Annotated in this window: 19 protein-coding genes and 1 pseudogene; 9 read left to right on the forward strand and 11 right to left on the reverse strand. The window is 66.9% G+C overall.

What is annotated here, in order from left to right; genetic code table 11:
- Positions 1-17: 17 nt before the first annotated feature.
- Entirely contained in the window at positions 18-3,350 is a 3,333-nt protein-coding gene (locus tag ABE522_RS10300) for a DEAD/DEAH box helicase (RefSeq protein WP_346591610.1), read from the reverse strand.
- A gap of 168 nt (positions 3,351-3,518) precedes the next feature.
- On the opposite strand from ABE522_RS10300, the gene ABE522_RS10305 reads away from it, so the two are divergent.
- From ABE522_RS10305 to ABE522_RS10315, 3 genes are read left to right on the forward strand one after another with little or no spacing between them, the layout of a single operon-like run.
- Entirely contained in the window at positions 3,519-4,250 is a 732-nt protein-coding gene (locus ABE522_RS10305; protein ID WP_346591611.1) for a CoA transferase subunit A, read from the forward strand.
- A 1-nt stretch (position 4,251) separates the two neighbouring features.
- The gene (locus ABE522_RS10310; protein WP_346591612.1) at positions 4,252-4,884 is read left to right on the forward strand and encodes a CoA transferase subunit B; all 633 of its coding nucleotides are present in this window, start codon (positions 4,252-4,254) and stop codon (positions 4,882-4,884) included.
- The gene (locus ABE522_RS10315) at positions 4,884-5,477 is read left to right on the forward strand and encodes an alpha-ketoglutarate-dependent dioxygenase AlkB family protein (RefSeq protein ID WP_346591613.1); all 594 of its coding nucleotides are present in this window, start codon (positions 4,884-4,886) and stop codon (positions 5,475-5,477) included. Before ABE522_RS10310 ends, ABE522_RS10315 begins: the two co-directional genes overlap by 1 nt.
- A gap of 45 nt (positions 5,478-5,522) precedes the next feature.
- Here the strand turns inward: ABE522_RS10315 and ABE522_RS10320 are convergent, their stop codons facing one another.
- The 4 genes from ABE522_RS10320 to ABE522_RS10335 are packed head-to-tail and all read right to left on the reverse strand — an operon-like array spanning position 5,523 to position 9,036.
- The gene (locus ABE522_RS10320) at positions 5,523-6,167 is read right to left on the reverse strand and encodes an ABC-type transport auxiliary lipoprotein family protein (protein ID WP_346591614.1); all 645 of its coding nucleotides are present in this window, start codon (positions 6,165-6,167) and stop codon (positions 5,523-5,525) included.
- 5 nt (positions 6,168-6,172) lie between these two features.
- Complete coding sequence (locus tag ABE522_RS10325) at positions 6,173-7,099, reverse strand: MlaD family protein (protein ID WP_042613801.1); 927 nt, start codon at positions 7,097-7,099, stop codon at positions 6,173-6,175.
- A 3-nt stretch (positions 7,100-7,102) separates the two neighbouring features.
- Positions 7,103-7,930, reverse strand: coding sequence for an ABC transporter ATP-binding protein (locus tag ABE522_RS10330; protein ID WP_346591627.1), 828 nt, complete (start codon positions 7,928-7,930; stop codon positions 7,103-7,105).
- Complete coding sequence (locus ABE522_RS10335) at positions 7,924-9,036, reverse strand: ABC transporter permease (protein WP_346591615.1); 1,113 nt, start codon at positions 9,034-9,036, stop codon at positions 7,924-7,926. Before ABE522_RS10335 ends, ABE522_RS10330 begins: the two co-directional genes overlap by 7 nt.
- A 103-nt stretch (positions 9,037-9,139) precedes the next feature.
- On the opposite strand from ABE522_RS10335, the gene ABE522_RS10340 reads away from it, so the two are divergent.
- Complete coding sequence (locus ABE522_RS10340) at positions 9,140-10,402, forward strand: threonine/serine exporter family protein (RefSeq protein ID WP_346591616.1); 1,263 nt, start codon at positions 9,140-9,142, stop codon at positions 10,400-10,402.
- A gap of 321 nt (positions 10,403-10,723) precedes the next feature.
- On the opposite strand, the pseudogene ABE522_RS10345 reads toward ABE522_RS10340, so the two are convergent.
- From ABE522_RS10345 to ABE522_RS10355, 3 genes and pseudogenes are all read right to left on the reverse strand, one after another.
- Positions 10,724-11,092: pseudogene (locus ABE522_RS10345) on the reverse strand (H-NS histone family protein); the annotation flags it as partial.
- 147 nt (positions 11,093-11,239) lie between these two features.
- Positions 11,240-12,931, reverse strand: a complete 1,692-nt coding sequence (locus ABE522_RS10350; protein WP_346591618.1) for a proline--tRNA ligase — start codon at positions 12,929-12,931, stop codon at positions 11,240-11,242.
- A gap of 71 nt (positions 12,932-13,002) precedes the next feature.
- The gene (locus tag ABE522_RS10355) at positions 13,003-13,374 is read right to left on the reverse strand and encodes a DUF4124 domain-containing protein (RefSeq protein ID WP_346591619.1); all 372 of its coding nucleotides are present in this window, start codon (positions 13,372-13,374) and stop codon (positions 13,003-13,005) included.
- Positions 13,375-13,454: 80 nt separating this feature from the next.
- Here ABE522_RS10355 and pssA point away from each other — a divergent pair, with 80 nt between their 5' ends.
- Genes pssA through rimI form a run of 3 tightly spaced genes read left to right on the forward strand, consistent with a single transcriptional unit; the run spans position 13,455 to position 15,219 of the window.
- Positions 13,455-14,234 (forward strand): CDP-diacylglycerol--serine O-phosphatidyltransferase, encoded by a 780-nt coding sequence (pssA, locus tag ABE522_RS10360; RefSeq protein ID WP_057508407.1) that lies wholly within the window; start codon positions 13,455-13,457, stop codon positions 14,232-14,234.
- A complete protein-coding gene (locus ABE522_RS10365) occupies positions 14,231-14,725 on the forward strand; it encodes a hypothetical protein (RefSeq protein ID WP_346591620.1) in 495 nt (164 codons plus the stop codon). The genes pssA and ABE522_RS10365 overlap by 4 nt, the downstream gene beginning before the upstream one ends.
- Positions 14,722-15,219 (forward strand): ribosomal protein S18-alanine N-acetyltransferase, encoded by a 498-nt coding sequence (rimI, locus tag ABE522_RS10370; RefSeq protein ID WP_346591621.1) that lies wholly within the window; start codon positions 14,722-14,724, stop codon positions 15,217-15,219. Before ABE522_RS10365 ends, rimI begins: the two co-directional genes overlap by 4 nt.
- Before the next feature lie 185 nt (positions 15,220-15,404).
- Here rimI and ABE522_RS10375 read toward each other — a convergent pair whose 3' ends face one another.
- The 3 genes from ABE522_RS10375 to ABE522_RS10385 form a co-directional block, all read right to left on the reverse strand.
- Positions 15,405-18,245, reverse strand: coding sequence for a valine--tRNA ligase (locus ABE522_RS10375; protein ID WP_346591622.1), 2,841 nt, complete (start codon positions 18,243-18,245; stop codon positions 15,405-15,407).
- A gap of 80 nt (positions 18,246-18,325) precedes the next feature.
- On the reverse strand, positions 18,326-18,751 hold the full coding sequence (locus ABE522_RS10380; RefSeq protein ID WP_346591623.1) for a DNA polymerase III subunit chi: 426 nt from the start codon (positions 18,749-18,751) through the stop codon (positions 18,326-18,328).
- A gap of 87 nt (positions 18,752-18,838) precedes the next feature.
- Positions 18,839-20,317 carry a leucyl aminopeptidase gene (locus ABE522_RS10385; protein ID WP_346591624.1) on the reverse strand — a complete coding sequence of 493 codons (1,479 nt, stop codon included), beginning with the start codon at positions 20,315-20,317 and terminating at the stop codon, positions 18,839-18,841.
- 103 nt (positions 20,318-20,420) lie between these two features.
- Here ABE522_RS10385 and lptF point away from each other — a divergent pair, with 103 nt between their 5' ends.
- Positions 20,421-21,503, forward strand: coding sequence for an LPS export ABC transporter permease LptF (lptF, locus tag ABE522_RS10390; RefSeq protein ID WP_042615077.1), 1,083 nt, complete (start codon positions 20,421-20,423; stop codon positions 21,501-21,503).
- Positions 21,500-22,606 carry an LPS export ABC transporter permease LptG gene (gene lptG / locus ABE522_RS10395; protein WP_346591625.1) on the forward strand — a complete coding sequence of 369 codons (1,107 nt, stop codon included), beginning with the start codon at positions 21,500-21,502 and terminating at the stop codon, positions 22,604-22,606. Before lptF ends, lptG begins: the two co-directional genes overlap by 4 nt.
- Positions 22,607-22,709 lie beyond the last annotated feature (103 nt).

Genomic DNA, 22,709 nt, shown 5'->3' on the forward strand with positions numbered 1-22,709 from the left:
TTTGAAGTTGGTCAACTTCACCCGCGTTTCCCTGGTGCCTTGGCCTTCTTCGCCGGCGCCCCCGGAAGCGGCTCCAGCAGCGCCTGCAGGTCCTCCTCGCTGAACCCAGCCCCTGCCGCGCCGCCATTTTCCAGGATCGAATCGGCCAGTGCCGCCTTGCGCTGCTGAAGTTCGCTGATCCGCTCCTCGATGCTGCCGGCAGCGATCAGGCGGTACACGAAGACCGGCTTGTCCTGTCCGATCCGGTGCGCCCGGTCGCTGGCCTGGTTTTCGGCCGCCGGATTCCACCACGGGTCGAAATGAATCACGGTATCGGCGGCTGTCAGATTCAGCCCGACACCGCCCGCCTTCAGACTGATCAGGAAGATCGGCACTTCTCCCTGCATGAACCGGCGTACCGGGGTGGCCCGGTCACGGGTGTCGCCGGTCAGGGTGACGAACGCCAGTCCGCTCTTGTCCAGCGCCTGCGCGATCAGCTCCAGCATGCGCGTGAACTGGGAGAACACCAGGATGCGGCGTCCTTCCTCCACCATCTCCGGCAACAGCGTCAACAGCAGGTCAAGCTTGGCCGAACCCTGCGTGCGCGGCGTGGCGTCGCCGGGCAGCAGGCGCGGATCGCAACAGACCTGGCGCAGCTTCAGCAGCGCATCGAGCACCACGATGTGGCTCTTGGCCAAGCCATGGCCGGCGACGGCCTCGCGCACCTTCTCCTGCATCGCCGATCGCACTGTCTCGTACAGGTCGCGCTGGCCCCCCTCCAATGACACGTGGCGGGTGATCACGGTCTTGGGTGGCAGCTCGGTGGCTACCTGGTCCTTGCGCCGACGCAGGATGAATGGCCGCACCCGCTGCGCCAGCAGCTGCGCGCGTTGGCCGTCACCGCTGCGCTCGATCGGATGGCGCCAATGCAGGTTGAAGGTTTTCTCGCTGCCAAGCAGGCCCGGCAGGACAAAGTCGATATGCGTCCACAGCTCGCCCAGGTGGTTTTCCAGTGGGGTGCCGGTCAGGCACAGCCGGTGCCGGCTCTGCAGCGTGCGCAGGGTGATCGCCGCGCGTGCCTTGGCGTTCTTCACCTGCTGGGCTTCATCGAGGATCAACAGGTGATAGGCATGCGCCTGCAGCGCGGCCTCATCCCGCCACACCAGCGGATAGGTGGTCAGCACCAGGTCGTGGGCGGGAATCTGTTCGAACAGCGCCTCTCGGGCAGGGCCATGCAGGACCAGCACGCGCAGACCGGGTGCGAAACGCGCGGCCTCCTCCTGCCAGTTGAACAGCAGGGATGTCGGCATGACCACCAGCGCGGGCCGGTCCAGCCGCCCCCCTTCCTTTTCCAGCAACACGTGCGCCAGGGTCTGCAGCGTCTTGCCCAGGCCCATGTCATCGGCCAGGATGCCGCCCAGCTCCTGTTGGCGCAGGTACTGCAGCCACGCCAGCCCTTCCTGCTGATAAGGACGCAAGGCGGCAGCCAGCCCGACGGGCGCCGCAACCGGTTGTGGCGTGGGTTCCTGCAACAGCCGTTGGACCATCGCGCCGGTATCGGTGGCGCCGCGCAGCTGCAGGCTTCCGGACTGTTGCAGGGCCTGCAGGCGTCCCCTGTCGCGTGTGGAAACACGCAGGGGCCCGGCGCCGTTGCCAAACAGGTCGCCGAGCAGGGTCACGACGGGCTTCAGCCGCCCCGCCTGGAATGACAGCGCACCCGTCGTGGGGGAGGCGATCAGGATGCGCTCCTCGTCGTCGATGGCATCCAGCGCGCCCCGCGTCCAGCGCGGATCGGTCTGCAGCAGCTGCGCCAGCATCGGGGCCAGCGGCACCGTCTGGCCATCGATTTCGATGTCCAGCGCTACGTCCAGCCAGCCAGCGCCTGAGTCATCGGGCTGCACGTCCCAGAGCACGCTGTCCACCACGGTGATGCGGTGCCGGAAATCCTCCGGGACGGTGACCACCCACCCCAGTTCCTGCAGCCGGGGCAGCTCGCGCAGCATGAAGCTGCCCCAGTCGTAGGAGCGCAGGTGGAAGTGTGGACCGGCCCCGCTGAGCAGCGCTGGCGACTGCGGATGGCGGTGGAGTCCACTGCTGCGCAACTCGCTTTCGCGCCTGGCCTCTTCGGTCGTATCGCGTGGCAGCAGCTCGATCGTTCCGTCCACGCCGCGCACGAAGCGCGAAGGATCATCGAGATGCTTGAAGTGGTCGCCGTAGGCGAAGGAAACCGTTGCGAACTCCAGCCGCTGCATCTCACCTCTTCGCGCGCCCCACGTCTGCTGTTGCTCTTCGGTATGCAGCATCAGGTGCGGGACCATGCCATCCACCTGGGCGATCGGCATCGCATCGGCGGTGGCCGGCGGCAGGGGCAGAGCAGGATCCAGCTGCTGGAGCATCTGCGCGGTAAGCGAATGCTCGTCGGGCAGCAGCGGCGGCAGCCCAAGGAAAGCGTCGGCGTCGGGGCTGGCCACCGCCAGCTGCAGCGGGCCCGTCTCGCCGGTTCTCTCGTCCAGATAACAGGCGCACTGGCCTTCTACCGCCCCGTCGGCGTTCCCGTCCACCTCCAGCACCGGCCGGGAGCATACGCCCAGCGGGCTGTCGGCCGCGTTCCATTCCAGGTGACCTGCGCGAGCGGGGCCCGCGCGCAGGGGCAGCAATTGCCGGTTATCCGGGTGTTGTACCCAGCCATGGCCGGAGGCCAGGATCATGTCCAGCAACGGCTGCACGGCTACACGCCGACCGCCCTTGCGCTGCTGGCGCAACCACAGCTGCCCCAGCACGGCGATGTCCTGTTGCGAAACATATCCGGGGGGATCGATGACCAGCTCCGGGGTAATCTCGAGCAGCTTCTCCCGCTCCAGCGCGCCGTCGGCCGTCCGCCGCATCCTGTACGCATGGATGCCGAGGCGGAACTGGAATACGGAAAGTACGAACGCAACGCTTTTCGGGTTCTGCTTTGCCGCAGCCGACCCCGTGCGTGCAGCGTGCTGAGCATGCCATTCGGACAGACGGGTGAGCAGCTCTGCGCGAACCGGTTGCGCGTGCTGCGGTAACGTCGCCTCGATTTCCTCGTCTTCGCTATCCTCATCCGGCCCGTGCAGGGCACACATCATGACCGCGGCCACATGCTTGCAGTTGTCACCTACCGGGCAGCTGCAGCGGCCGTGAAGGCGACTGTGCGGGCTACGAAGGCTGGCCTTGAGGTTGATGGTTACCCGATAAGGCTGGGTGGCAGTGCCCTCTACCTTGGCATGCAGGAGGTCCCGTTCCATGCGCAGGTCATACACCCTGTCCAGGTAGCCGGCCGCCTTGTGGATCGTGCGCTCGTCGAGCCAGCGATACAGATCATTTTCATCGAACAGGACGGACATCGGCGATCTTTCCAACAGGGCGGCATCTGGCCGCACATCGGGATGCAGGCGTGACCGGGACCGCCAGTTTACGAGTTGCGCCCACGGCGGCAAATGCTGCGCCGCACCCCAGCCGGGCACCGGGGTGCCGGTAGAATGCCGTCATCATTACCGTGGGACAGCAACGCAATGGATAGTTCCGGTACCGGCAGCAAGCGCGATAAACGATATGCAAGCGCGGCGCTCGCCCTGCAGGGCGTGGTCGCCGATGGCCAGACCCTGGCCGTTGGCGGTTTCGGCCTGTGTGGCATCCCCGAGGCGCTGATCGCCGCGTTGCGCGACAGTGGGGTCAGCGGCCTGACGGTGATTTCCAATAATGCCGGCGTGGACGGTTTCGGCCTTGGCCAGCTGCTGGCGACCCGCCAGATCCGCAAGATGATTTCGTCCTACGTGGGCGAGAACAAGGAGTTCGAGCGCCAGTTCCTGGCCGGCGAACTGGAACTGGAATTCAATCCACAGGGCACCCTGGCCGAGCGCCTGCGCGCGGGCGGGGCCGGCATCCCCGCGTTCTTCACCGCTACCGGCTACGGCACGGTGGTGGCCGAGGGCAAGGAAACCCGCGAGTTCGAGGGCCGCCACTACGTGATGGAAACCGCGCTGCGCGCCGATGTGGCATTGGTCAAGGCGTGGAAGGCCGACGAAGCGGGCAACCTGGTGTTCCGCCGCACCGCGCGCAACTTCAACCCGGCCTGCGCGATGGCCGGCAAGCTGTGCATCGTCGAGGTCGAGGAAGTGGTGCCGGTCGGCAGCATCGACCCGGACCAGGTGCACCTGCCCGGTATCTACGTGCACCGCATCGTGCACAACCCCACGCCCGAAAAGCGCATCGAACAACGCACCGTGCGCCAGGAGGCAAACTGACATGGCCTGGACCCGTGACGAAATGGCGGCGCGCGCTGCGCGTGAATTGACCGATGGTGCGTACGTGAACCTGGGCATCGGACTGCCGACCCTGGTCGCCAACCATATCCCCGACGGCGTGGATGTCTGGCTGCAGTCGGAGAACGGTCTGCTCGGGATCGGCCCGTTCCCCACCGAGGCGGAGATCGATCCGGACCTGATCAACGCAGGCAAACAGACCGTCACCGCGCGTGCGGGCGCCAGTTACTTCGGCAGCGACGACAGCTTCGCGATGATCCGCGGCGGCCACGTCAACCTTGCCATCCTCGGCGCCATGCAGGTCACCGACAGCGGCGACCTGGCCAACTGGATGGTGCCGGGCAAGATGGTCAAGGGCATGGGCGGCGCGATGGACCTGGTGGCCGGCGTGCAGCGTGTGGTTGTGCTGATGGAGCACACCGCAAAGAACGGCGAGCACAAGATCCTGACGGAATGCTCGCTGCCACTGACCGGTGTCGGCGTGGTGGACCGCATCATCACCGACCTTGCGGTCTTCGATGTCACCGGGGACGGACTGGTGCTGGTGGAAACCGCGCCGGGCGTTGAAGAAGCGGAGCTGGTGGAAAAGACCGGCGTGGCGTTCAAGCGCAGCTGATGGCCGCGCTGTTCCCGCAGGACCTGCCTGATGCCGATGTGCACCACCTTGCAGGGTGGCTGCCTCCTGCGCAGGCAGGGGCCCTGCAGGCAGCGTTGCTGCGGGACATTCCATGGGAAGTGCACCGGATCCGGATGTTCGGGCGGTTGGTGGATTCACCGCGGCTGAGTTGCTGGATGGGCGATGCGGATGCGCGTTACCGCTATTCCGGTGCGGATTTCCTGCCGCATCCGTGGACGGACGTGCTGTTGCCCGTTCGTGACCGATTGCAGGAGGAGCTGGGAACGCGCTTCAACAGCGTGCTGCTCAACCGCTACCGCGATGGTGCGGACAGCATGGGCTGGCACAGCGATGACGAGGCGGAACTGGGGGCGCAGCCGGTGATTGCTTCACTGAGCCTGGGCGCTGCGCGCCGCTTCCTGCTGCGCAGGCGCGATGACCACGCCCTGAAGGCTACCTACCTGCTCGGCCATGGGGACCTGCTGGTGATGGCCGGTAATACACAGGCCCATTACCAGCACGCCCTGCCGAAGAGCGCCCGGGTACAGGCCGAACGGATCAACCTGACCTTCCGCCTGATTACACCGCGCTAGCGGGCGTTGCCGGCCAGCGACCGGCACGATCGAAGCGCCAACCAATCAGCGCAGTGAACCGCCGTCCGCATCCTTCTGTCCACTGTTCAGCGCCCAGCCCACCACATCGGCGGTCAGGGCATTCAGCCCTTTTTCGAAGGCTGCGGTCACCGCTGGCACGTCGGTCGATCCCACCGGCTGTTCCTGGCGGAAGGTCCGGTCGATCACCACGCGCTGGTCCACCACATGGATCAGCTTGGCATTGATCTCGATGACCACGGTCGGCGTCGGCTGGCCGCGGTAATCCGATTCGAAGCGGCGGATGTCGGTCGCAAGGCGGTAATCAGCGCGGATACCCGCAGCGGCGCGCCCGACGCCGGCGATACGGCCGGAGTCCTCGAAACCGCGCAGCAGGGCGTCTTCGATCATGTCGGTGGCCGGCTGCGCCCAGGTCGCGCCAGCGTAGATTTCCAGCTCCGAAGGGCTCGGCCGCACGTTGATGCGCGGGCTGTCGACCATGCGCGTGGCGCTCGGCTTGGACAGCACCAGCTGCCAGGCCACGGTCGGCCAGGACGGATCCACCTGCACCTGCACGGCCGGCGAGTAGATGGTCACTGCGTTGCGGTCACCACCGGACAGGATCGAACACCCGGCCAGGCTGGCCAGCAGGGCTGTGGGCAGCAGCAGGCGCGTCACGGACAGGGAGGGCATGCGCTTCATTCGGGTTCGAACTCCTTCGGTGCGTCGCGGCCCAGCAGGTAGCGCGCGGGATTGTTCTCGAGGCGGTCGCTGACCCGGCGCAGGTCGCGGATCAGGCCGCGTAGTTCGGTCAGGGTCGGGCCGAGCTGGCCCAGGCCGTCGCTGGCGAAGCTGTTGATGGCCGCCCGGTTCTCGCCGAGGATCGAATTGGCGTTGCCGGCCGCCGAATCCATCTTGGTCATGGTGGCGTCCAGCTTTTCGATGATGCCCGGCAGCTCCTGTACCAGGTTCTGGTCCAGTCGCTGGATGGTCCCGTTGGTGGTCTTCAGGGTCTCGTCCAGGCTGCGCGCGGCATTGCGCGCGCTGAGCAGCAGCGCCTGGGTGCCCTGTTTCTGGTCGGCCAGCCCGCCACTGATCGATTCGATATTGGCCAGCGTTGCATTGATCGCGGCCACGTTGCGGTCGCTCAGCACCTGGTCCATGCGCTCGACGATGCGGTTGGCCACGTCGGTGATGTTCTGCAGGGCCGAAGGCGTGGTGGGGATGATCGGCGCGGGATCGCGGTTGACCGAGGTCAGCGTCGGCGACTGCGGCGTACCGCCACTGAGCTGGATGATCGACGGGCCGGTCAGGCTGGTGATCGCCAGCTTGGCGCGGGTATCGGTTTTCACCGGCGTGGTGGAGTTGAGGCGGATCTTGGCCACCACCTGGCGCGGGTCGTCCGGGACCAGGTTGAGCTCGATGATCGACCCCACCGCGATGCCGTTGTACTGCACCGGGCTGCCCACGGTCAGGCCGGTGACCGCCTCGCGGAACACCACGCGGTATTCCTGCCAGGTGCGGTCGGACGAATACTTGGCTGCCCACAGGCCGAAGGCCAGCAGGGCCAGGCCGGTGATCAGGGTGAACGCGCCGATCAGCACGTAGTTGGCTTTGGTTTCCATGACTCAGGCACTCTCGGTCTGTTCGCCGCGCGCAGCACGTGCGCGGGGTCCGTGGAAATATTCCTGGATCCACGGATGGTCCAGTTTCTCGATGTCGGCCAACGGTGCATTGGCGACCACCTTGCGGTCGGCCAGCACGGCTACCCGGTCACAGATGGCATACAGGGTGTCCAGATCGTGTGTGATCAGGAAGACGGTCAGCCCCAGCGCTTCCTGCAGGGTCTTGATCAGGCGGTCGAAGGCCGCCGCGCCGATCGGGTCCAGCCCCGCGGTGGGCTCGTCCAGGAACAACAGCGGCGGGTCCAGCGCCAGCGCACGCGCCAGCCCGGCACGCTTGCGCATGCCGCCGGACAGCTGCGAAGGCAGCTTGTTGATGGCATCGGCGGGCAGGCCCGCCAGCTTCACTTTCAGCAGCGCCAGCTCGTAATGCCAGCGCTCGGGCAGTTCGCGGTGGTGCTCCTTCAGCGGGACCTGCACGTTCTCGCCGACGGTCAGCGAAGAGAACAGCGCGCCGTCCTGGAACAGCACGCCGGTGTTGCGCTGGATGTGCAGGCGGCTTTCGCTGTCACCCCCGCGCGCGTCGCGCCCGAGCACTTCGATCTGCCCTTCGTCCGGGCTGCGCAGTCCAAGGATGGAGCGCATCAGCACCGACTTGCCGGTCCCCGAGCCACCGACCACGCCGAGGATCTCACCGCGCCGCACGTCCAGGTCCAGCTCTTCGTGCACGGTCTGGTTGCCGAACCGGTTGACCAGTCCGCGCACGCGGATGGCCAGCTTCGCTTCGTCGCCATCGCGCGCATCAGGGGTGTGTTCGTCGTTCACCGTCACCAGCCCATCTGCATGAACCACAACGCAGCGAAGGCGTCGAGGATGATCACCAGGGAAATGGCCTGGACCACGCTGGAGGTGGTGCGCTCACCCACCGACTGCGCCGTGCCCTCGACCTTCAGGCCTTCCAGGCAGCCGATCAGGCCGATCACCAGCGCGAACACCGGCGCCTTGGACAGGCCGACCAGCATGTTGCGCACTTCCATCGTGTCGTACATGCGCGCGATGTACATCTGTGGCGGGATATCCAGGTCGAACGCGCCCACCGTGATGCCGCCGGCCAGGCCGGCGACCATCGCGATGAAGGTAAGCAGCGGCAGGGTGATCAGCAGCGCGACGATGCGTGGCAGCACCAGCAGGTCCATCGGATCCAGGCCAAGCGTCTTCATCGCGTCGATCTCCTCACGCGCCTTCATCGCGCCGATCTGCGCGGTGAACGCGCTGGCGGTGCGGCCGGCCAGTACGATCGCGGTCAGCAGCACGGCGAATTCGCGCAGGAAGGCGATGTTGACCAGTTCTACCACGTAGATCTCCGCGCCGAAGTCGCGCAGGATCGTCGAGCCGAGGAAGGCGATCACCGCACCGACCAGATAGGACAACAGGGCCACCAGCGGCACCGCATCCAGCCCGACCTGTTCCATCTGGTGCACGGTGGCGGTCAGCCGGAAGCGACGTGGTTCCTTCAGCAGGCGCGCGCCCTTGACCAGGCTTTCGCCGAGGAAACTGGCCAGGGCCACGATGTTCTGGCCGGTGGCGTGCATGCTGCGACCAAGCCGTTCCAGCGCGGCCAGCACGCCGAAATCGCGCTTCGCCTTCGGCCGGTCATCAGCCACTTCCTCGATCGTGCAGACCAGCGCCTGGTGTTCTTCGCGGAACTGCAGCGCGTCCTGGCCCAGGTCGGCACGATGGGCCACGCGCAACACCTGCAGCACGCCGGCCGAATCGAGCTGCTCGATGCCGGTGGCGTCGATGGCGGTCAGTCCCTCGGGAACCTCGCGCAGCACCTCGGCCGACTGCAGGGCGGTGTGCAGGGTCCAGCGCCCGGACAGGCGGATACGGCCCGGCTCATCGGCATCGCGTTCGATCTGCGGGTTCTGGTCGGAGGTCATGGTCGGCATCAAGAATGCAGCATAGCGTGTGCATGACGCATGCAGCGTAGGTCCTGTCCGAATATCCTTCTGCCCGGGGCGGGGCTGGGTAATACTACCGCGCATGCCTGTTGACGCCCCCTCCCCGATCGCTTCGCCCCCTGCCACCTATGCCCAACGCGTGGCGTTCGTCTGCGAGATCGCCGGGCGCCTGCACAGCTACGGGACCACCGCCCAGCGCCTGGAGGCCGCCGTGGTGGCGCTGGCGCAGCAACTGGGGCTGGACTGCGAACCCTGGTCGAACCCGACCGGGATCATCCTGAGCTTCAGCGATCCGGCCAAGGCGATCGGCTCCAGCGATATCACCCGGGTGATCCGGCTGGCGCCCGGCGAAAACGACCTGCACAAGCTCAGCGTGGCCGACCGTATCGCTGAAGATGTCGCAAACGGCAGGATGAGTCTGGCCCAGGGGCACACCGCGCTGCGCCAGCTCGACGCTGATCCCGGACTGCGCGGCAAGATCAAGGAAGTGCTGTCCTACAGCCTGGGTGCGGCCGGCGTGGCGGGTCTGTGGAAACTGCCCTGGCTGGACATCGCCACTGCGGGGGCGATCGGATTGCTGATCGGCCTGCTTGGGCGCTGGACCAGCAAGCGTGCGGCGACGAGGGAGGCCAGTGAGGCATTGGCGGCCCTGCTGGCGGGCCTGGTGGCCACGCTGGTGGCCACCTATGTCGGCGCGCTCAACCTCAATACGGTGGTGATCGCCTCGCTGGTGATCCTGCTGCCCGGTATGTCGCTGACCAATGCGGTGAACGAACTGGCCAGCCAGCACTGGGTGTCCGGCACGGCCCGGGTGGCCGGTGCGCTGACCACGATCATGAAACTGACGGTGGGCGCGATGATCGCGGTGACGCTGGCCGATGTGATCGGGTTGGATCCGGTGGTGCGTGCGTCACGGCCGCAGGGTGCGTGGGTGGAATGGTCGGCGTTGCTGATCGCGGCCTTCGCCTTCGCGATGTTGTTCAAGGCGAGTCGGCGCGATTTCCCCTGGGTGCTGGCGGCCTGCGTGGCCGGCTATGCGATATCGAAATTCGCCGGGCATGCGTGGGGTGCGCCGGCGGGTATCTTCCTTTCGGCGATGCTGCTGACGGCGGCGGGCAACCTGTTTGGCCGGCTGGTGCAGCGGCCCGGGGCGATCATCCGCCTGCCGGGCATCATCATGATGGTGCCCGGCAGTACCAGCCTGCGCGGGGTGCTGACGCTGGTCCAGCAGCAGGATGTCGGGGCGGGGCAGGGGGTGTTCCTGACCGTGTTGAACGTGGTGATGGCGCTGGTGGCCGGGTTGTTGTTCGGGAACCTGCTGATTCCGGCGCGGAAGACGTTGTAGGTTTGTTGCTGGCGAACGGGTGGGACCCCCTCGCGGCTGGCAGGTTCTTTTTGTCTACGGATAGGGCGCCGGGGGAGCAGGCTATCCGGGACACGCCGCAAGTACGTCCTTGTAGGCTACTGTTCGGCTCCTGCCTCACAGTGTCCCGGATAGCCTGCTCCCCCGGCGCCCTGACACATTCCGGCGCTGACTGCCGCGTATGAAAAGAAAGAAGGGCTGTGGGCTGTGGTGGGACGACCGTTGGTCGTCACGCTGTTGCGGGCACAAAAAAAACGCCGGCTTCGCAGCCGGCGTTTCTCATGGTCGCGAGGGTTTTCAGGCCTTCTTGATCAGGTAATCCTCGATCTTCTTGCCCTTGCTGGTCAGCTCGGCCAGCCAGCGCGGCTGCTTGCCGCGGCCGGTCCAGGTTTCCTTGGTGTTGGCCGGGTTGCGATACTTCGGCGCAACCTTGCCCAGCTTGCGGCCGGCGGTCTTGGACGGTGCCTTGGTCGCGGTCTTGCGGGCGCGCGGTGCCGGTGCGCCGCCGAACAGCTCTTCGATGCTGTAGCCCTCGACCTTGGCCAGCTTCTCCAGCTGGGCGCGGACCTTGGTGATCGGGCGACGCTTGGCGACGATGGTCTGCTGCTTCTTGGCGGTGCGGATCAGTGCGCCCAGTTCACGGGCCGACAGACCGGTAAGATCAATACTCATGCAGTGCTCCAGACAATATGGAAAGGGTCTGCCAGTCCTTGGCTCGGGCCCAAGAGTAATGTGCATTTACTTCAAGCACAAACGGGAAATGGCGTTTTTCGGGGCGGGCCCAAAAGAAAAGCCGGGATTAACCCGGCTTTTATTGTTTTATCCCAGCAATTTACGCATCAGGCTGTCGCGATCAAGGCTCTCGGCCTCGCTCGCGCTGCGTGAGCGATATTCGAAAGTACCGGCGGCGAGGCCGCGTTCGGAAACCACCACGCGGTGCGGAATGCCGATCAGTTCCATGTCGGCGAACATCGCGCCCGGTCGCAGGCCGCGATCGTCCAGCGCGGCATCCAGTCCGCCGGCGCGCAGCGCTTCCAGCAGCTCGGCCGCGGCCGCGGACACGGTGGCGTCCCCCTTCGGATTGATCACGCACACCACGACCTGCCACGGCGCCATCGCTTCGGGCCAGACGATGCCTGCGTCGTCGTGGTTCTGTTCAATGGCGGCAGCGACGATGCGCGAGATGCCGATGCCGTAGCAGCCCATGCTCAGCACGGCAGCCTTGCCATTCTCATCGAGCACGGTGGCATTAAGGGCCTTCGCATATTGACGGCCGAGCTGGAAAACGTGGCCCACTTCGATGCCGCGGGCAATCTTCAGCTCGCCGCCGTCGCGGGCACGGTCACCGGCCTGCACGTTGCGGATATCGGCGATTTCGGGCTCCGGCAGGTCGCGGCCCCAGTTGACGCCGACCAGGTGGAACCCGACTTCGTTGGCGCCGACGACAAAATCGGCGAGCGCGGCCACTTCCGGGTCGGCCACGACACGGATCGTCCTTGCCGGACCCACCGGGCCCAGGAACCCGGGCACGCAGCCGAGGTGTTCGCTGATTTCCGCTTCGGTGGCAAACCGGTGGGCGGACAGTCCGGCCACCTTGGCCAGTTTGATCTCGTTGACCTCGTGGTCGCCACGGACCAGGGCCAGCACGAAGGCTTCACCGGCCATCAGCGCGACCGATTTGACCGTGCGCTGCAGCGGCAGGCCGAACAGGGCGGCCACCTCTTCGCAGGTCTTCTGGGTCGGGGTTTCAAGCTTGCGCATCGCCTCGCCGGCGGCCGCGCGGGTGGCGGGTTCGGCGGCCACGGCCGCTTCCATGTTCGCCGCATAATCCGAGCCGGTGGAAAACACCAGCGCGTCTTCACCGGAATCGGCGATGACATGGAATTCCTGCGAAGCATCGCCGCCGATCGCGCCGGAATCGGCCTGGACCATGCGGAAATCAAGCCCCAGCCGGGTGAAGATCCGGCTGTAGGCGGCCTTCATGTTTTCGTATTCGCGGACCAGGTCTTCGTCATGCAGGTGGAAGGAATAGGCGTCCTTCATCAGGAACTCGCGCGCGCGCATGACCCCGAACCGCGGCCGGATCTCGTCGCGGAACTTGGTCTGGATCTGGAAGAAATTGACCGGCAGCTGCTTGTAGCTGGACAGTTCCTGCCGCGCGAAATCAGTCAGCGCTTCTTCGGCAGTGGGGCTGTAGCAGAATTCCTGCTCCTTGCGGTCCTTGATCTTCAGCAGCTGCGGGCCGAATTTTTCCCAGCGCCCGGTGGCTTCCCACAGCTCGCGCGGCTGGATGGTCGGAATCTGCAGTTCGACCGCGCCGGCATTTTCCATTTCTTCGCGGACGATGCGCTCGACCTTGCGCAGCACGCGCAGGCCCAGCGGCGACCAGATGTACAGGCCGGAGGCGAGCTTGCGGATCATCCCCGCGCGCAGCATCAGCCGGTGGCTGGTCAGCTCGGCGTCGCTGGGGGTTTCCTTGGTGGTGTGCAGGTGGAACTGGGACAGGCGCATCGTCGGCATCATCTAACGGCGGAAGCCGTTATTCTGCCAGCCCGGCGCCTGTCGTGGGCGGCGGGCGGGGTTCAGGCCTGCGGGCAGTAGGCCTTGGCGGCCGCTTCGGCAAGTGCCCGCTGGTTGGTGCGCTGGGTGTCGTCCAGCGCGGTTTCGGCCGTGCCGTCACCATTGGTGTCCTGCATGACCGGGCCGCTGCCATCGAGCAGCGCCAGGTTGGCCCGCGCGGTGACGCACTGCGGGGCAAGCGGGGCGTCGGTCGCCGCCGCTGCCGACGGGTTGGCCGGATCGCGGGTCTGCTGGCGGGTTTCAAAGGCCTTGCCGGCCGGCGGACTCTCCGAATACTGGGTCACGCCGTTGGCGTCCTTCCATTTGTATACCGGCCCGGCAAACGCCGATCCGCTGGCCAGCAGCAGGAAACTCAAGCAGAACAGGGTACGCATGGGGACTCCAGGCCTGACCGGCGGGAAAGCGTGATTGCAGCACCGCAGCCGTCGGCTGGCAAGTCGATTAAACTCGGGGGATGGATCCCATCACACCGCCGCCGCCGCGTTCGCGCACCATTTACCTGCTTCCCAACCTGTTCACCACGGCGGGCCTGTTCGCCGGGTTCTACGCGATCATCGCCGCGGCGAACGGTGATTTCGTGTACGCCAGCATCGCGGTGTTCGTGGCCGCGGTCATGGACGGGCTGGACGGCCGGGTCGCCCGCCTGACCGGCACCAGCAGCGAGTTCGGCGTCCAGTACGACTCGCTCGCCGACCTGGTCAGCTTCGGCATGGCGCCCGCGCTGGTGATGTATCACTGGGCGCTGTCCTCGCTGAAGTTCGACGGCGAACTGCTGGGCCGCGTCGGCTGGGCGGTTGCCTTCCTGTACGCGGCCTGCGCCGCGCTGCGCCTGGCCCGCTTCAATACCCAGGTGGCGGTGGTGGACAAGCGTTGGTTCGTCGGCCTGGCCAGCCCGGCCGCGGCCGGCCTGATGATGTCCTTCGTCTGGGCGTTCGCTGATGGCACCCTCGGCTGGACCGGTGAGCAGCTGCGCTACGTCGCGCTGGGGGTGACCCTGGTGTCGGCCCTGCTGATGGTCAGCCGGATCCGCTTCTGGAGCTTCAAGGGCGGCGGCGCGAAGGGGCCGCGTGCCGACCGCGTGCCGTTCCTGGTATTGGCCTTGCTGCCGATCGGCATCGCCATCGCGGTGATCGACCTGCCGCGCGTCCTGCTGGCGGTGGGCGTCATCTATGCGCTGTCCGGGCTGGTCATGTGGGCCATGCAGCGCCTGCGAAAGCGTCCGGACGCCGCGTGAGCGACGAGCTGCCCGTTCTCTGGACACCGGCCCAGCAGGCCTGGCTGCAGGCGATGGGCTACAGCGTGCTGCATGAAGGCGCGCTGGCGGCCGAGCTCGAGGCGGCTGCGACCGCGGCCGCCATGGCGCAGGCGATCGAGCCCCCTGCGGTTGAACTGAGCGTCGCCCCGGTGATTTCGCGGCCGGCTGCACCGCGACAGGCGCCGGCGGCCCCGCGTGCGCCCGTTGCACCGCGTCCGGCTGCCATGGACACGATCGATACCACCCGCGATATCGCGCCGCGCACGGGCACTGTGCGCCGGCCATCGGTCCGCCTGCCCGACCGCCTGCAGATCGCCTTGCTGCGTGCTTCCGGCTGCAACCCCAATGACCCGGCCACGCAGGCCCTGATGGACAGCTGGCCACTGGACACCCTGCGCGCCGATCCAGCCGCCAAGCGCGCGCTGTGGCCGACGCTGCGTGCGCTACGCAAAAGGGGACGCGGCGCATGAGCGCGGTAGCCCATCCGGCGCAGGCCGGCGTGCGTGCGCTGCGCGAAAGCGACCTCAACGCGGTGATGGTGATCGAGGAGCGGGGTTATCCGTATCCGTGGACGCGTGGCATCTTCCTGGACTGCCTGCGTGCGGGCTATCCGGGCCTGGCGTTGGAAGAGGACGGTCTGCTGGTCGGCTATGCCTTGTTGAGCATCGCCGCCGACGAAGCGCACCTGTTGAACATCTGCGTGGACCCGCTCAACCAGTCACGCGGGCGCGGGCGGCAACTGCTGCGCGCCATCGTGGGCCTGGCCCGCGACCGCGGCGTGCAGCGCGTGTTCCTGGAAGTGCGGCCGACCAATACGCCGGCGCTGTCGCTGTACCACAGCGAAGGATTCAACGAGATCGGTCGTCGTCCGCGTTATTACCCCGCCGCCGACGGCCGCGAGGATGCGCTGGTGATGGCCATCGAACTGGTGGCCGACGACATCGACCGGATGCCGCCGCTGTAAGCGGGGGGCACATGACGGCCAGCGGCCGTCACTCCGTGGCGGTGTCCAGGTAGCGCCGAGCCATGCTCGGCGAGCGCAGCGGTCCGCCCGAAGCGCGTGTCGACCAACGGTCGTCACCCACCAGGTCAAATGGTCGTCACCGACCAGAGGTGACGGCCAGCGGCCGTCACGACCCACGCCGCGCGTCAGAGCTTGGCGCGCTGTTCCTGCAGGCCGGCCAACTGCGTGGTCCATTCGACCAGGCGCACGCGCTCCTGCTCCACCACCGCCGCCGGTACCTTGTCGGTGAACTTGGCCAGCTTGGCTTCGCTCTTTTCCTTTTCGCCCTGCACGCGCGCCAGTTCCTTGTCCAGGCGCGCGCGCTCTGCATCCAGGTCGACCAGGCCTTCCAGCGGCACCAGCAGCTTCAGCTCGCCGACGATCGCGGGAGCGGCCGGCGGCGCGATTTCGCCATCGGTCAGCCACTGGATGGTTTCCAGCTTCAGCAGGAACGACAGCGAGGCGGCAAAGCGCCCGATGCGCACGCGGTCCTGCTCCAGCCCGGCCTGCAGGCGCAGCGGTACCAGCCTGGACGGGGCCACGTTGAGCTCGCTGCGCACGCGGCGCACGGCGCTGATCACCGCCTTCAGCCACTCCACGTCCGCTTCGGCCTGGGCGTAGTCACCGGCGAACTCTTCGGCGCTGGGGTAGGGACGCAGCGAAAGCGAACCGCCACTGATACCCAGGCGCGGCGCAACCTGCTGCCACAGCTGTTCGGTGATGAACGGGGTCAGCGGATGCAGCAGGCGCAGCAGCGCTTCCAGCACGTACAGCACGGTGTGGCGGGTGCTGTCCGCATCGGCCGGGTCGGCGCCGTTGAGGGCGGGCTTGCTGAGCTCCAGGAACCAGTCGCAGAATTCATTCCAGGCGAACTCATACAGGCACTGCGCCAGCAGGTCGAAGCGGTAGGCGGCGAAGTGGCCCTGTGCTTCTGCGGTGGTCGCCGCCAGGCGCGCGAGGATCCAGCGCTCCGCGTCGGTGCGCGGCTTCGGTGCGCCTTCGAACGCAGCGCCTTCGGTGTTCATCAGCGCGAAGCGGCTGGCGTTCCACAGCTTGTTGCAGAAGTTCTTGTAGCCCTCGGCGCGGTTCATGTCGAACTTGATGTCGCGGCCGTGGGTGGCCAGCGCGGCGATGGTGAAGCGCAGCGCATCGGCACCGTGCGCGGCAATCCCGTCCGGGAATTCCTTGCGCGTGGCCTTCTCGATCTTCTCCACCATGCGCGGCTGCATCAGCCCGCCAGTGCGCTTGGCCACAAGGTCGTCGATCGAAATGCCATCGATGATGTCCAGCGGATCCAGCACGTTGCCCTTGGACTTGGACATCTTCTGGCCCTGCCCATCGCGGATCAGGCCGGTGAAGTACACGTCCTTGAACGGCACTTTGCCGGTCAGGTTGTCGGTGGCCATGATCATCCGGGCGACCCAGAAGAAGATGATGTCGAAGCCGGTGACCAGCACCGACGACGGCAGGTAGCGGTCGAAGCCGCGCTCGGCCATCGCCTGTTCGTTCGGCCAGCCCAGCGTGGAGAACGGCCACAGCTGCGAAGAGAACCAGGTCTCCAGCACGTCGCTTTCCTGGGTCAGTGCCACGTCCGCGCCCAGCCCGTTGGCGGCCCGCACTTCGGCCTCGTCGCGGCCGACATAGCAGGTGCCTGCTTCATCGAACCAGGCCGGGATGCGGTGGCCCCACCACAGCTGGCGGCTGATGCACCAATCCTGGATGTTGGTCATCCAGTGGCGGTAGGTGTTGATCCAGTTGGGCGGCACGAAGTTGATCGCACCCGGCTTTCCATCGGTACCTTCGACCAGCTCCAGGCCACGCCGTGCCAGCTCGTCCATCTTCACGAACCACTGGTCGGTCAGGTAGGGCTCGATCACCTGGCCGGTACGGTCGCCGCGCGGCACCTGCAGCTTGTGCGGCCTGGTCTCCACCAGCACCGCCAGCTCTTCCAGTTCGGCCAGCACGGCCTTGCGCGCGTCGTAGCGGTCCAGCCCGCGGAAGCGTTCCGGCGCATTGTCATTGATCGCCGCCACCGGCGTGAACAGGTTGATCATCGGCAGGTTGTGGCGCAGGCCTACCTGGTAATCGTTGAAATCATGCGCGGGGGTGACCTTGACCACGCCGGTACCAAACGCACGGTCGACGTAGTCATCGGCGATCACCGGAACGCTGCGGCCGGTCAGCGGCAGGGTCACGCTGCGGCCGATCAGGTGCAGGTAGCGCGCGTCTTCCGGATGCACCATCACCGCGGTATCGCCGAGCAGGGTCTCCGGGCGGGTGGTCGCCACGACCAGGTAATCGCGGGTTTCGCGCAGCGTTTCCACGCCGTCGGCGTCGCGCTCGACGTGCTCGTAGGTCAGCCCGTCGTCGAGCTTGTAGGCGATCGACCAGAGGAAACCGTCTTCCTCGGCGCTCTCCACTTCCAGGTCGGAAATCGCGGTCTTCAGCACCGGATCCCAGTTGACCAGGCGCTGGCCGCGGTAGATCAGGCCCTGTTCGTGCCAGCGCACGAAGGCTTCGATCACTGCCTGCGACGGCTGCGGGTCCATGGTGAAGGTGCTGCGCGACCAGTCGGCCGATGTGCCGAGGCGGCGCATCTGCCGTTCGATGGTGTCACCGGACTGCTGCTTCCATTCCCACACCTTGCCGATGAAGGCTTCGCGGCCCAGCGTATCGCGGGTCTCGCCGTTGCCTTCCAGCGCCAGGTTGCGGCCGACCACCATTTCGGTGGCGATGCCCGCGTGGTCGGTACCCACCTGCCACAGCGTGTCGTAGCCGCGCATGCGGTGGTAGCGCACCAGCGCGTCCATCAGGGTCTGCTGGAAGGCATGGCCCATGTGCAGCGTGCCGGTCACGTTTGGCGGCGGCAGCAGGATGGTGTAGGGCTCGCCCTTGCCCGACGGCTTGAAGTGGCCAGCCTTCTCCCAGGCATCGTAGGTGTCCGTTTCAAAGGACGTCGGGTCGTAGCTGGAGTCGAGTCGGGTCATGCGGGGCAACCAGAAGATGTTCGGGGGGAATTCAGGGCGATCGGTCGGCGCATCAAGGGCAGCGCACGTGCCGCGCCCGCTTACATATCGTGCTTGGATAGATCGTAACCAGCGTCCTTGTACTGCCGCCAGCGCTCGCGCAGCGGCTCGCGCGCGTCCGGGTCGGCCGGGACGACTTCCAGTACGCGCTCGCATTCGCCCATCCAGGGCGTGTCGCGCAGGTTGATCACCAGCGGGCGCGCCGGTTCCACGCCGCCGGGAACGGCGATCAGCACCAGCGCCTCTTCTTCATCCATGTCCTCGCCGGCGATCTGGTGCGGGATGTAGGCCTCCGCATCGAAGGACCACAGCAGCTCGTCCAGTTCCTCGGCCTGGGCCTGGTCACGCGCCAGCACCAGGGTGAACAACCCGGCATCGTTGGCCTTGCGCGCCAGCTCGCAGACCAGGCGCAGCGGCTCGGTCAGGAAGCGGGGCTTGGCGATCAGGTAGAAATCAGCGCGGGGCATGGCGGGGTCCGGGTTGCAGGCGAAGACCCGGTCGAAACCGGGTCGTGTCATGGCCGGCACGGTGGCCGGCCACAGGGCGACAGTGGATCAGGCGCGGGCGACCTGGTCCAGCAGCCACTGGCTCAGCAGGCCGACCGGGCGACCGGTAGCCAGGCCGCGCTTGCCTTCGTCGCTGGCCACGCCGGCGATGTCCAGGTGGGCCCAGCGCTGGCCTTCGGCGAAGCGCGAAAGGAAGCAGCCGGCGGTGATCGCACCGGCCCAGCGGCCGCCGATGTTGTAGACGTCGGCGAAGGTGGAATCCAGCATCGGCTGGTATTCGTCCCACAGCGGCAGGCGCCAGGCGCGGTCGAACACGTGCTCGCCGGCGGCCAGCAGTTCGTTGGCCAGGTCGTCGTGCTTGGTCATCAGGCCGGCGGTCTGGTGGCCCAGGGCCACCATGCAGGCGCCGGTCAGGGTCGCCACGTCGACCAGCGCGGCCGGTTCGAAGCGCTGCGCATAGGTCAGCGCGTCGCACAGGATCAGGCGGCCTTCGGCGTCGGTGTTGCCGACTTCGATGGTCTTGCCGGACATCGAGGTGATGACATCCGACGGGCGGTAGGCATTGCCGTCGATGGCGTTCTCGACCGCCGGCACCACCACCACCAGGTTCAGCGGCAGCTTGGCCTTGACGGTGGCGACGAAGGTGCCGATGACGTTGGCGCCACCGCACATGTCGTACTTCATTTCCTCGATGCCGCCCTGGGTCTTCAGGTTGACACCACCGGTATCGAAGGTGATGCCCTTGCCGACCAGCACGTAGGGCTTGGCGTCGCCGCCGTTGCTCCACTTCAGCACCACCAGCCGCGGACGGTTGGCCGAACCGCGGGCGACCGCCAGCAGCGAGCCCATGCCCAGCGCTTCCATCTGCGTCTCGTCCAGGATCTCCGCTTCGGCGCCGTCATGTTCACCGGCGAACTTCACCGCCACGTCGGCCAGGTAGGCCGGGTTGCAGACGTTCGGCGGCAGGTTGCCGAGCTCGCGGGCGAACTCCACGCCGCTGGCGATGGCCTGTCCCTGCAGCAGGGCCTGCTCGTCGCTGCCGGCGATGGCCAGCTGCTGCAGGCCGGCGTCCTCGGTCTTCTTCTTGCCGAAGGTGGCGGTGTAGCGGTAGCTGGCGTGATCGGCGGCGATGATCGCCTGGCGGATCGCCCAAGAGGCGTCACGGTCCTTCACCGGCAGGTCGACCAGGGTGAACAGCGCGCTGCGGCTGGCGCCGGTCTTCAACGCGCGCACGGCGTCGCCGACGGCCTTCAGGTACTGCGGGACGCCGAAGCGGGCGGCATCGCCCAGGCCCACCACCAGCACGCGCGCGGCGCTGACGCCCGGCAGGTCGTGCAGCAGGGTGGTGGCGCCGGTCTTGCCGGACACATCGCCGCGCTGGGCCAGGGCGGCCAGGCGACCGCCACTGGCGGCGTCCAGCGCCTGCGCGGCGGGCGACAGGGAGAGATCGGCGAAGGCGCCGACGACCACGCAGTCGACCCCGGCAGAGGTCGGCGACGCTTGGTTCAGGGTGAATTGCAGGGCCATTGATCAGATTCCGTTGGCATATCCGTACAATCGCGGACCGTTTACGTCCAGCCAGTAGACTGGGCGGACCCGCGAACGAACCTGAGAGTTTAAACCACGGCCCATGTTGAAGCTCGACCGCTATCTATTGGGCGATTTCGTCCAGAGTTTCCTGGCCACCCTGATCGTCCTGCTGGTTGTCAGCGTGGGCGGCGTGCTGGTGGATATCCTTGGCAACATCGCCGACGGGCGCCTGCCTGCCCGCCTGCTGTTCTCCCAGCTGGGCCTGCAGTTCATCGTCTACATGCCGCTGATCCTGCCGTTGGCGCTGATGCTGGGCCTGCTGCTGGCGGTCGCGCGGCTGTACCGCGATTCGGAAATGGCGGTCATCACGGCCATCGGCGTGGGCCCGCGCCGCCTGCTCAAACCCTTGCTGCTGCTGGTGCTGCCGGTGGTCGGACTGATCGGCGCCTGCTCGCTGTGGCTGGGCCCCTGGGCCGACCGCACCAGCGAGCAGATGATCGACCAGGCCAACCGCAGCGTGCTGATGGCCGGACTGGAGGCGGGGCGCTTCACCAACCTGTCCAACGGTGGGGTGGTCTATCTGTCTTCCATTTCCCCTGACGGCACCGGCCTGGGCCGGGTGTTCATGAACCGCGCCCGCGAGGGCCGCATCGAGGTCGTATCGGCCGCCAGCGGCAAATTGTTCTTCGAAGGCAAGGACCGCCGCTACCTGCAGCTGAACGACGGCCACCAGATCGAAGGCCCCGCCGACGGCGGCAAGGGCTACCGGCTGGCGACCTTCGCGCGCAACGACGTGGCCATGCCGGACGGCGCGCAGACCCGCCAGTCCAATGATCCGGAACTACTGCCGACCAGCCAGCTGATCGGCGATGAGCGGCCCGAGGCGAAGGCGCAGCTGCACTCGCGCATCGCCCCGCCGCTGATCGCGTTGGCCTTCGCCCTGCTCACCGTGCCATTGGCGCGCAGCTCGCCACGGCAACAGCGCTACGGCCGGATGATGCTGGCCTTCCTGGCTTACATGGTGGGCATGAACCTGATGTTCATCGGCACCGGCTGGATTGCCGATGGCAAGGTGCCCAATGGGCTCGGCCTGTGGTGGCTGACCCTGCCGCTGCTGGCGTTGGCGATCTGGATGTACCTGCGTGACGGCCACCTGTCGCGCCCGAAGAGAGTGACCGCATGATTCCGCGTCCGATGCGTTTCGATTACTACCTGGGCCGGGCGGTGTTCGGCACCGTGCTGCTGACCTGGGCGGTGCTGGTGGGACTGGACGTGGTGATGGCGTTCTCCGGCGAGTTCAAGGACGTTGGCAAGAACGGATACACCCTGGGCCATGCGGCGGCATGGGTGCTGTATACCGTGCCACGCCGCGCCTACACCTTCTTCCCCACGGCGGCGGTGATCGGCTCGCTGATGGGCCTGGGCCAGCTGGCGGCGACGTCCGAACTGACCGCGCTGCGTGCGCTGGGCCTGTCGCGGCGCCGGCTCAGCCTGTCGGTGGCGGTCGCGCTTTCGCTGTTGACCGGTGCGATGGTGGTGAGCGGAGAAACGATCGCCCCTTGGGCCCAGGAGCGGGCCGACAACATCCGCATGAGCGCCAAGCGCGGTGGCGACATGGCGGTGGCCCGCTACGCCGGTGTCTGGGCCCGCGAGGGCGATACCTTCCTCAACGCACAGGGCGGTGAAGAGCAGCTGGTGGAGGGCGGTGGGACGCGCCTGGTGCTGCATGACGTGCGCATGTACCGCATCGGCCCGGAAGGCGAGATCGTGTCGCTGACCCACGCCGCCACCGCCGAACACGATGCGTCCGGCTGGGTGCTGAAGCAGGTGCGGCGGGACATTTTTGGCGAGCGTTCACTGACGCGCGAGGAAGTGCCAAGCGAGAAGTGGGATTCGCAGCTGGATGCGGCGGCGCTGGCTACCGGTATCTCGCGGCCGCGCAACCTGCGTGCGGCGGACCTGCGCACCAGCATCGAATACCGCGAGCGCAACGGCCTGGATGCGCGTGATTACGAAGACGTCTATTGGAGTCGCTGGTTCTATCCGGTGAACGTACTGGCGTTGTGCCTGGCGGCGGTGCCGTTCGCGTTCGGTTCGCTGCGCAGCGGCGGCATGGGCAAGCGTTTGTTCCTGGGCATCCTGTTCGCGCTGGGGTTCTGGCTGTTGCAGCTGTTCTTCGGGCGGATGGCCGGTGCGTTGAAGTTTGATTACCGGGTGGCATATGCCCTGCCGCCGATCCTGATGCTGGGCATTTCGGCGATGCTGTTCCGGCGCAAGTCCGGCTGAGGTGGGGTTTTGCCGGGCTGCGCCCGGCACCTGCCGAAGCAACGGCAACAGCAACAGCTGCAGCTGCAGGGCTGCTTGTAGGTGGGGCGGGGTGGGTTTGCGG

The organism is Stenotrophomonas lacuserhaii (genome assembly GCF_039674585.1).
In the GTDB taxonomy this organism is placed as follows: domain Bacteria; phylum Pseudomonadota; class Gammaproteobacteria; order Xanthomonadales; family Xanthomonadaceae; genus Stenotrophomonas; species Stenotrophomonas pennii_A.

Coding starts and splice junctions, on each gene's coding strand:
- rimI (WP_346591621.1), top strand. CDS start 14,722: ATGAGCGCGGTAGCCCATCCGGCGCAGGCCGGCGTGCGTGCGCTGCGC.
- pssA (WP_057508407.1), top strand. CDS start 13,455: ATGGATCCCATCACACCGCCGCCGCCGCGTTCGCGCACCATTTACCTG.
- ABE522_RS10375 (WP_346591622.1), bottom strand. CDS start 18,245: ATGACCCGACTCGACTCCAGCTACGACCCGACGTCCTTTGAAACGGAC.
- ABE522_RS10320 (WP_346591614.1), bottom strand. CDS start 6,167: ATGCCCTCCCTGTCCGTGACGCGCCTGCTGCTGCCCACAGCCCTGCTG.
- ABE522_RS10335 (WP_346591615.1), bottom strand. CDS start 9,036: ATGACCTCCGACCAGAACCCGCAGATCGAACGCGATGCCGATGAGCCG.
- lptG (WP_346591625.1), top strand. CDS start 21,500: ATGATTCCGCGTCCGATGCGTTTCGATTACTACCTGGGCCGGGCGGTG.
- lptF (WP_042615077.1), top strand. CDS start 20,421: ATGTTGAAGCTCGACCGCTATCTATTGGGCGATTTCGTCCAGAGTTTC.
- ABE522_RS10300 (WP_346591610.1), bottom strand. CDS start 3,350: ATGTCCGTCCTGTTCGATGAAAATGATCTGTATCGCTGGCTCGACGAG.
- ABE522_RS10325 (WP_042613801.1), bottom strand. CDS start 7,099: ATGGAAACCAAAGCCAACTACGTGCTGATCGGCGCGTTCACCCTGATC.
- ABE522_RS10355 (WP_346591619.1), bottom strand. CDS start 13,374: ATGCGTACCCTGTTCTGCTTGAGTTTCCTGCTGCTGGCCAGCGGATCG.
- ABE522_RS10310 (WP_346591612.1), top strand. CDS start 4,252: ATGGCCTGGACCCGTGACGAAATGGCGGCGCGCGCTGCGCGTGAATTG.
- ABE522_RS10380 (WP_346591623.1), bottom strand. CDS start 18,751: ATGCCCCGCGCTGATTTCTACCTGATCGCCAAGCCCCGCTTCCTGACC.
- ABE522_RS10385 (WP_346591624.1), bottom strand. CDS start 20,317: ATGGCCCTGCAATTCACCCTGAACCAAGCGTCGCCGACCTCTGCCGGG.
- ABE522_RS10350 (WP_346591618.1), bottom strand. CDS start 12,931: ATGCGCCTGTCCCAGTTCCACCTGCACACCACCAAGGAAACCCCCAGC.
- ABE522_RS10340 (WP_346591616.1), top strand. CDS start 9,140: ATGCCTGTTGACGCCCCCTCCCCGATCGCTTCGCCCCCTGCCACCTAT.
- ABE522_RS10305 (WP_346591611.1), top strand. CDS start 3,519: ATGGATAGTTCCGGTACCGGCAGCAAGCGCGATAAACGATATGCAAGC.
- ABE522_RS10315 (WP_346591613.1), top strand. CDS start 4,884: ATGGCCGCGCTGTTCCCGCAGGACCTGCCTGATGCCGATGTGCACCAC.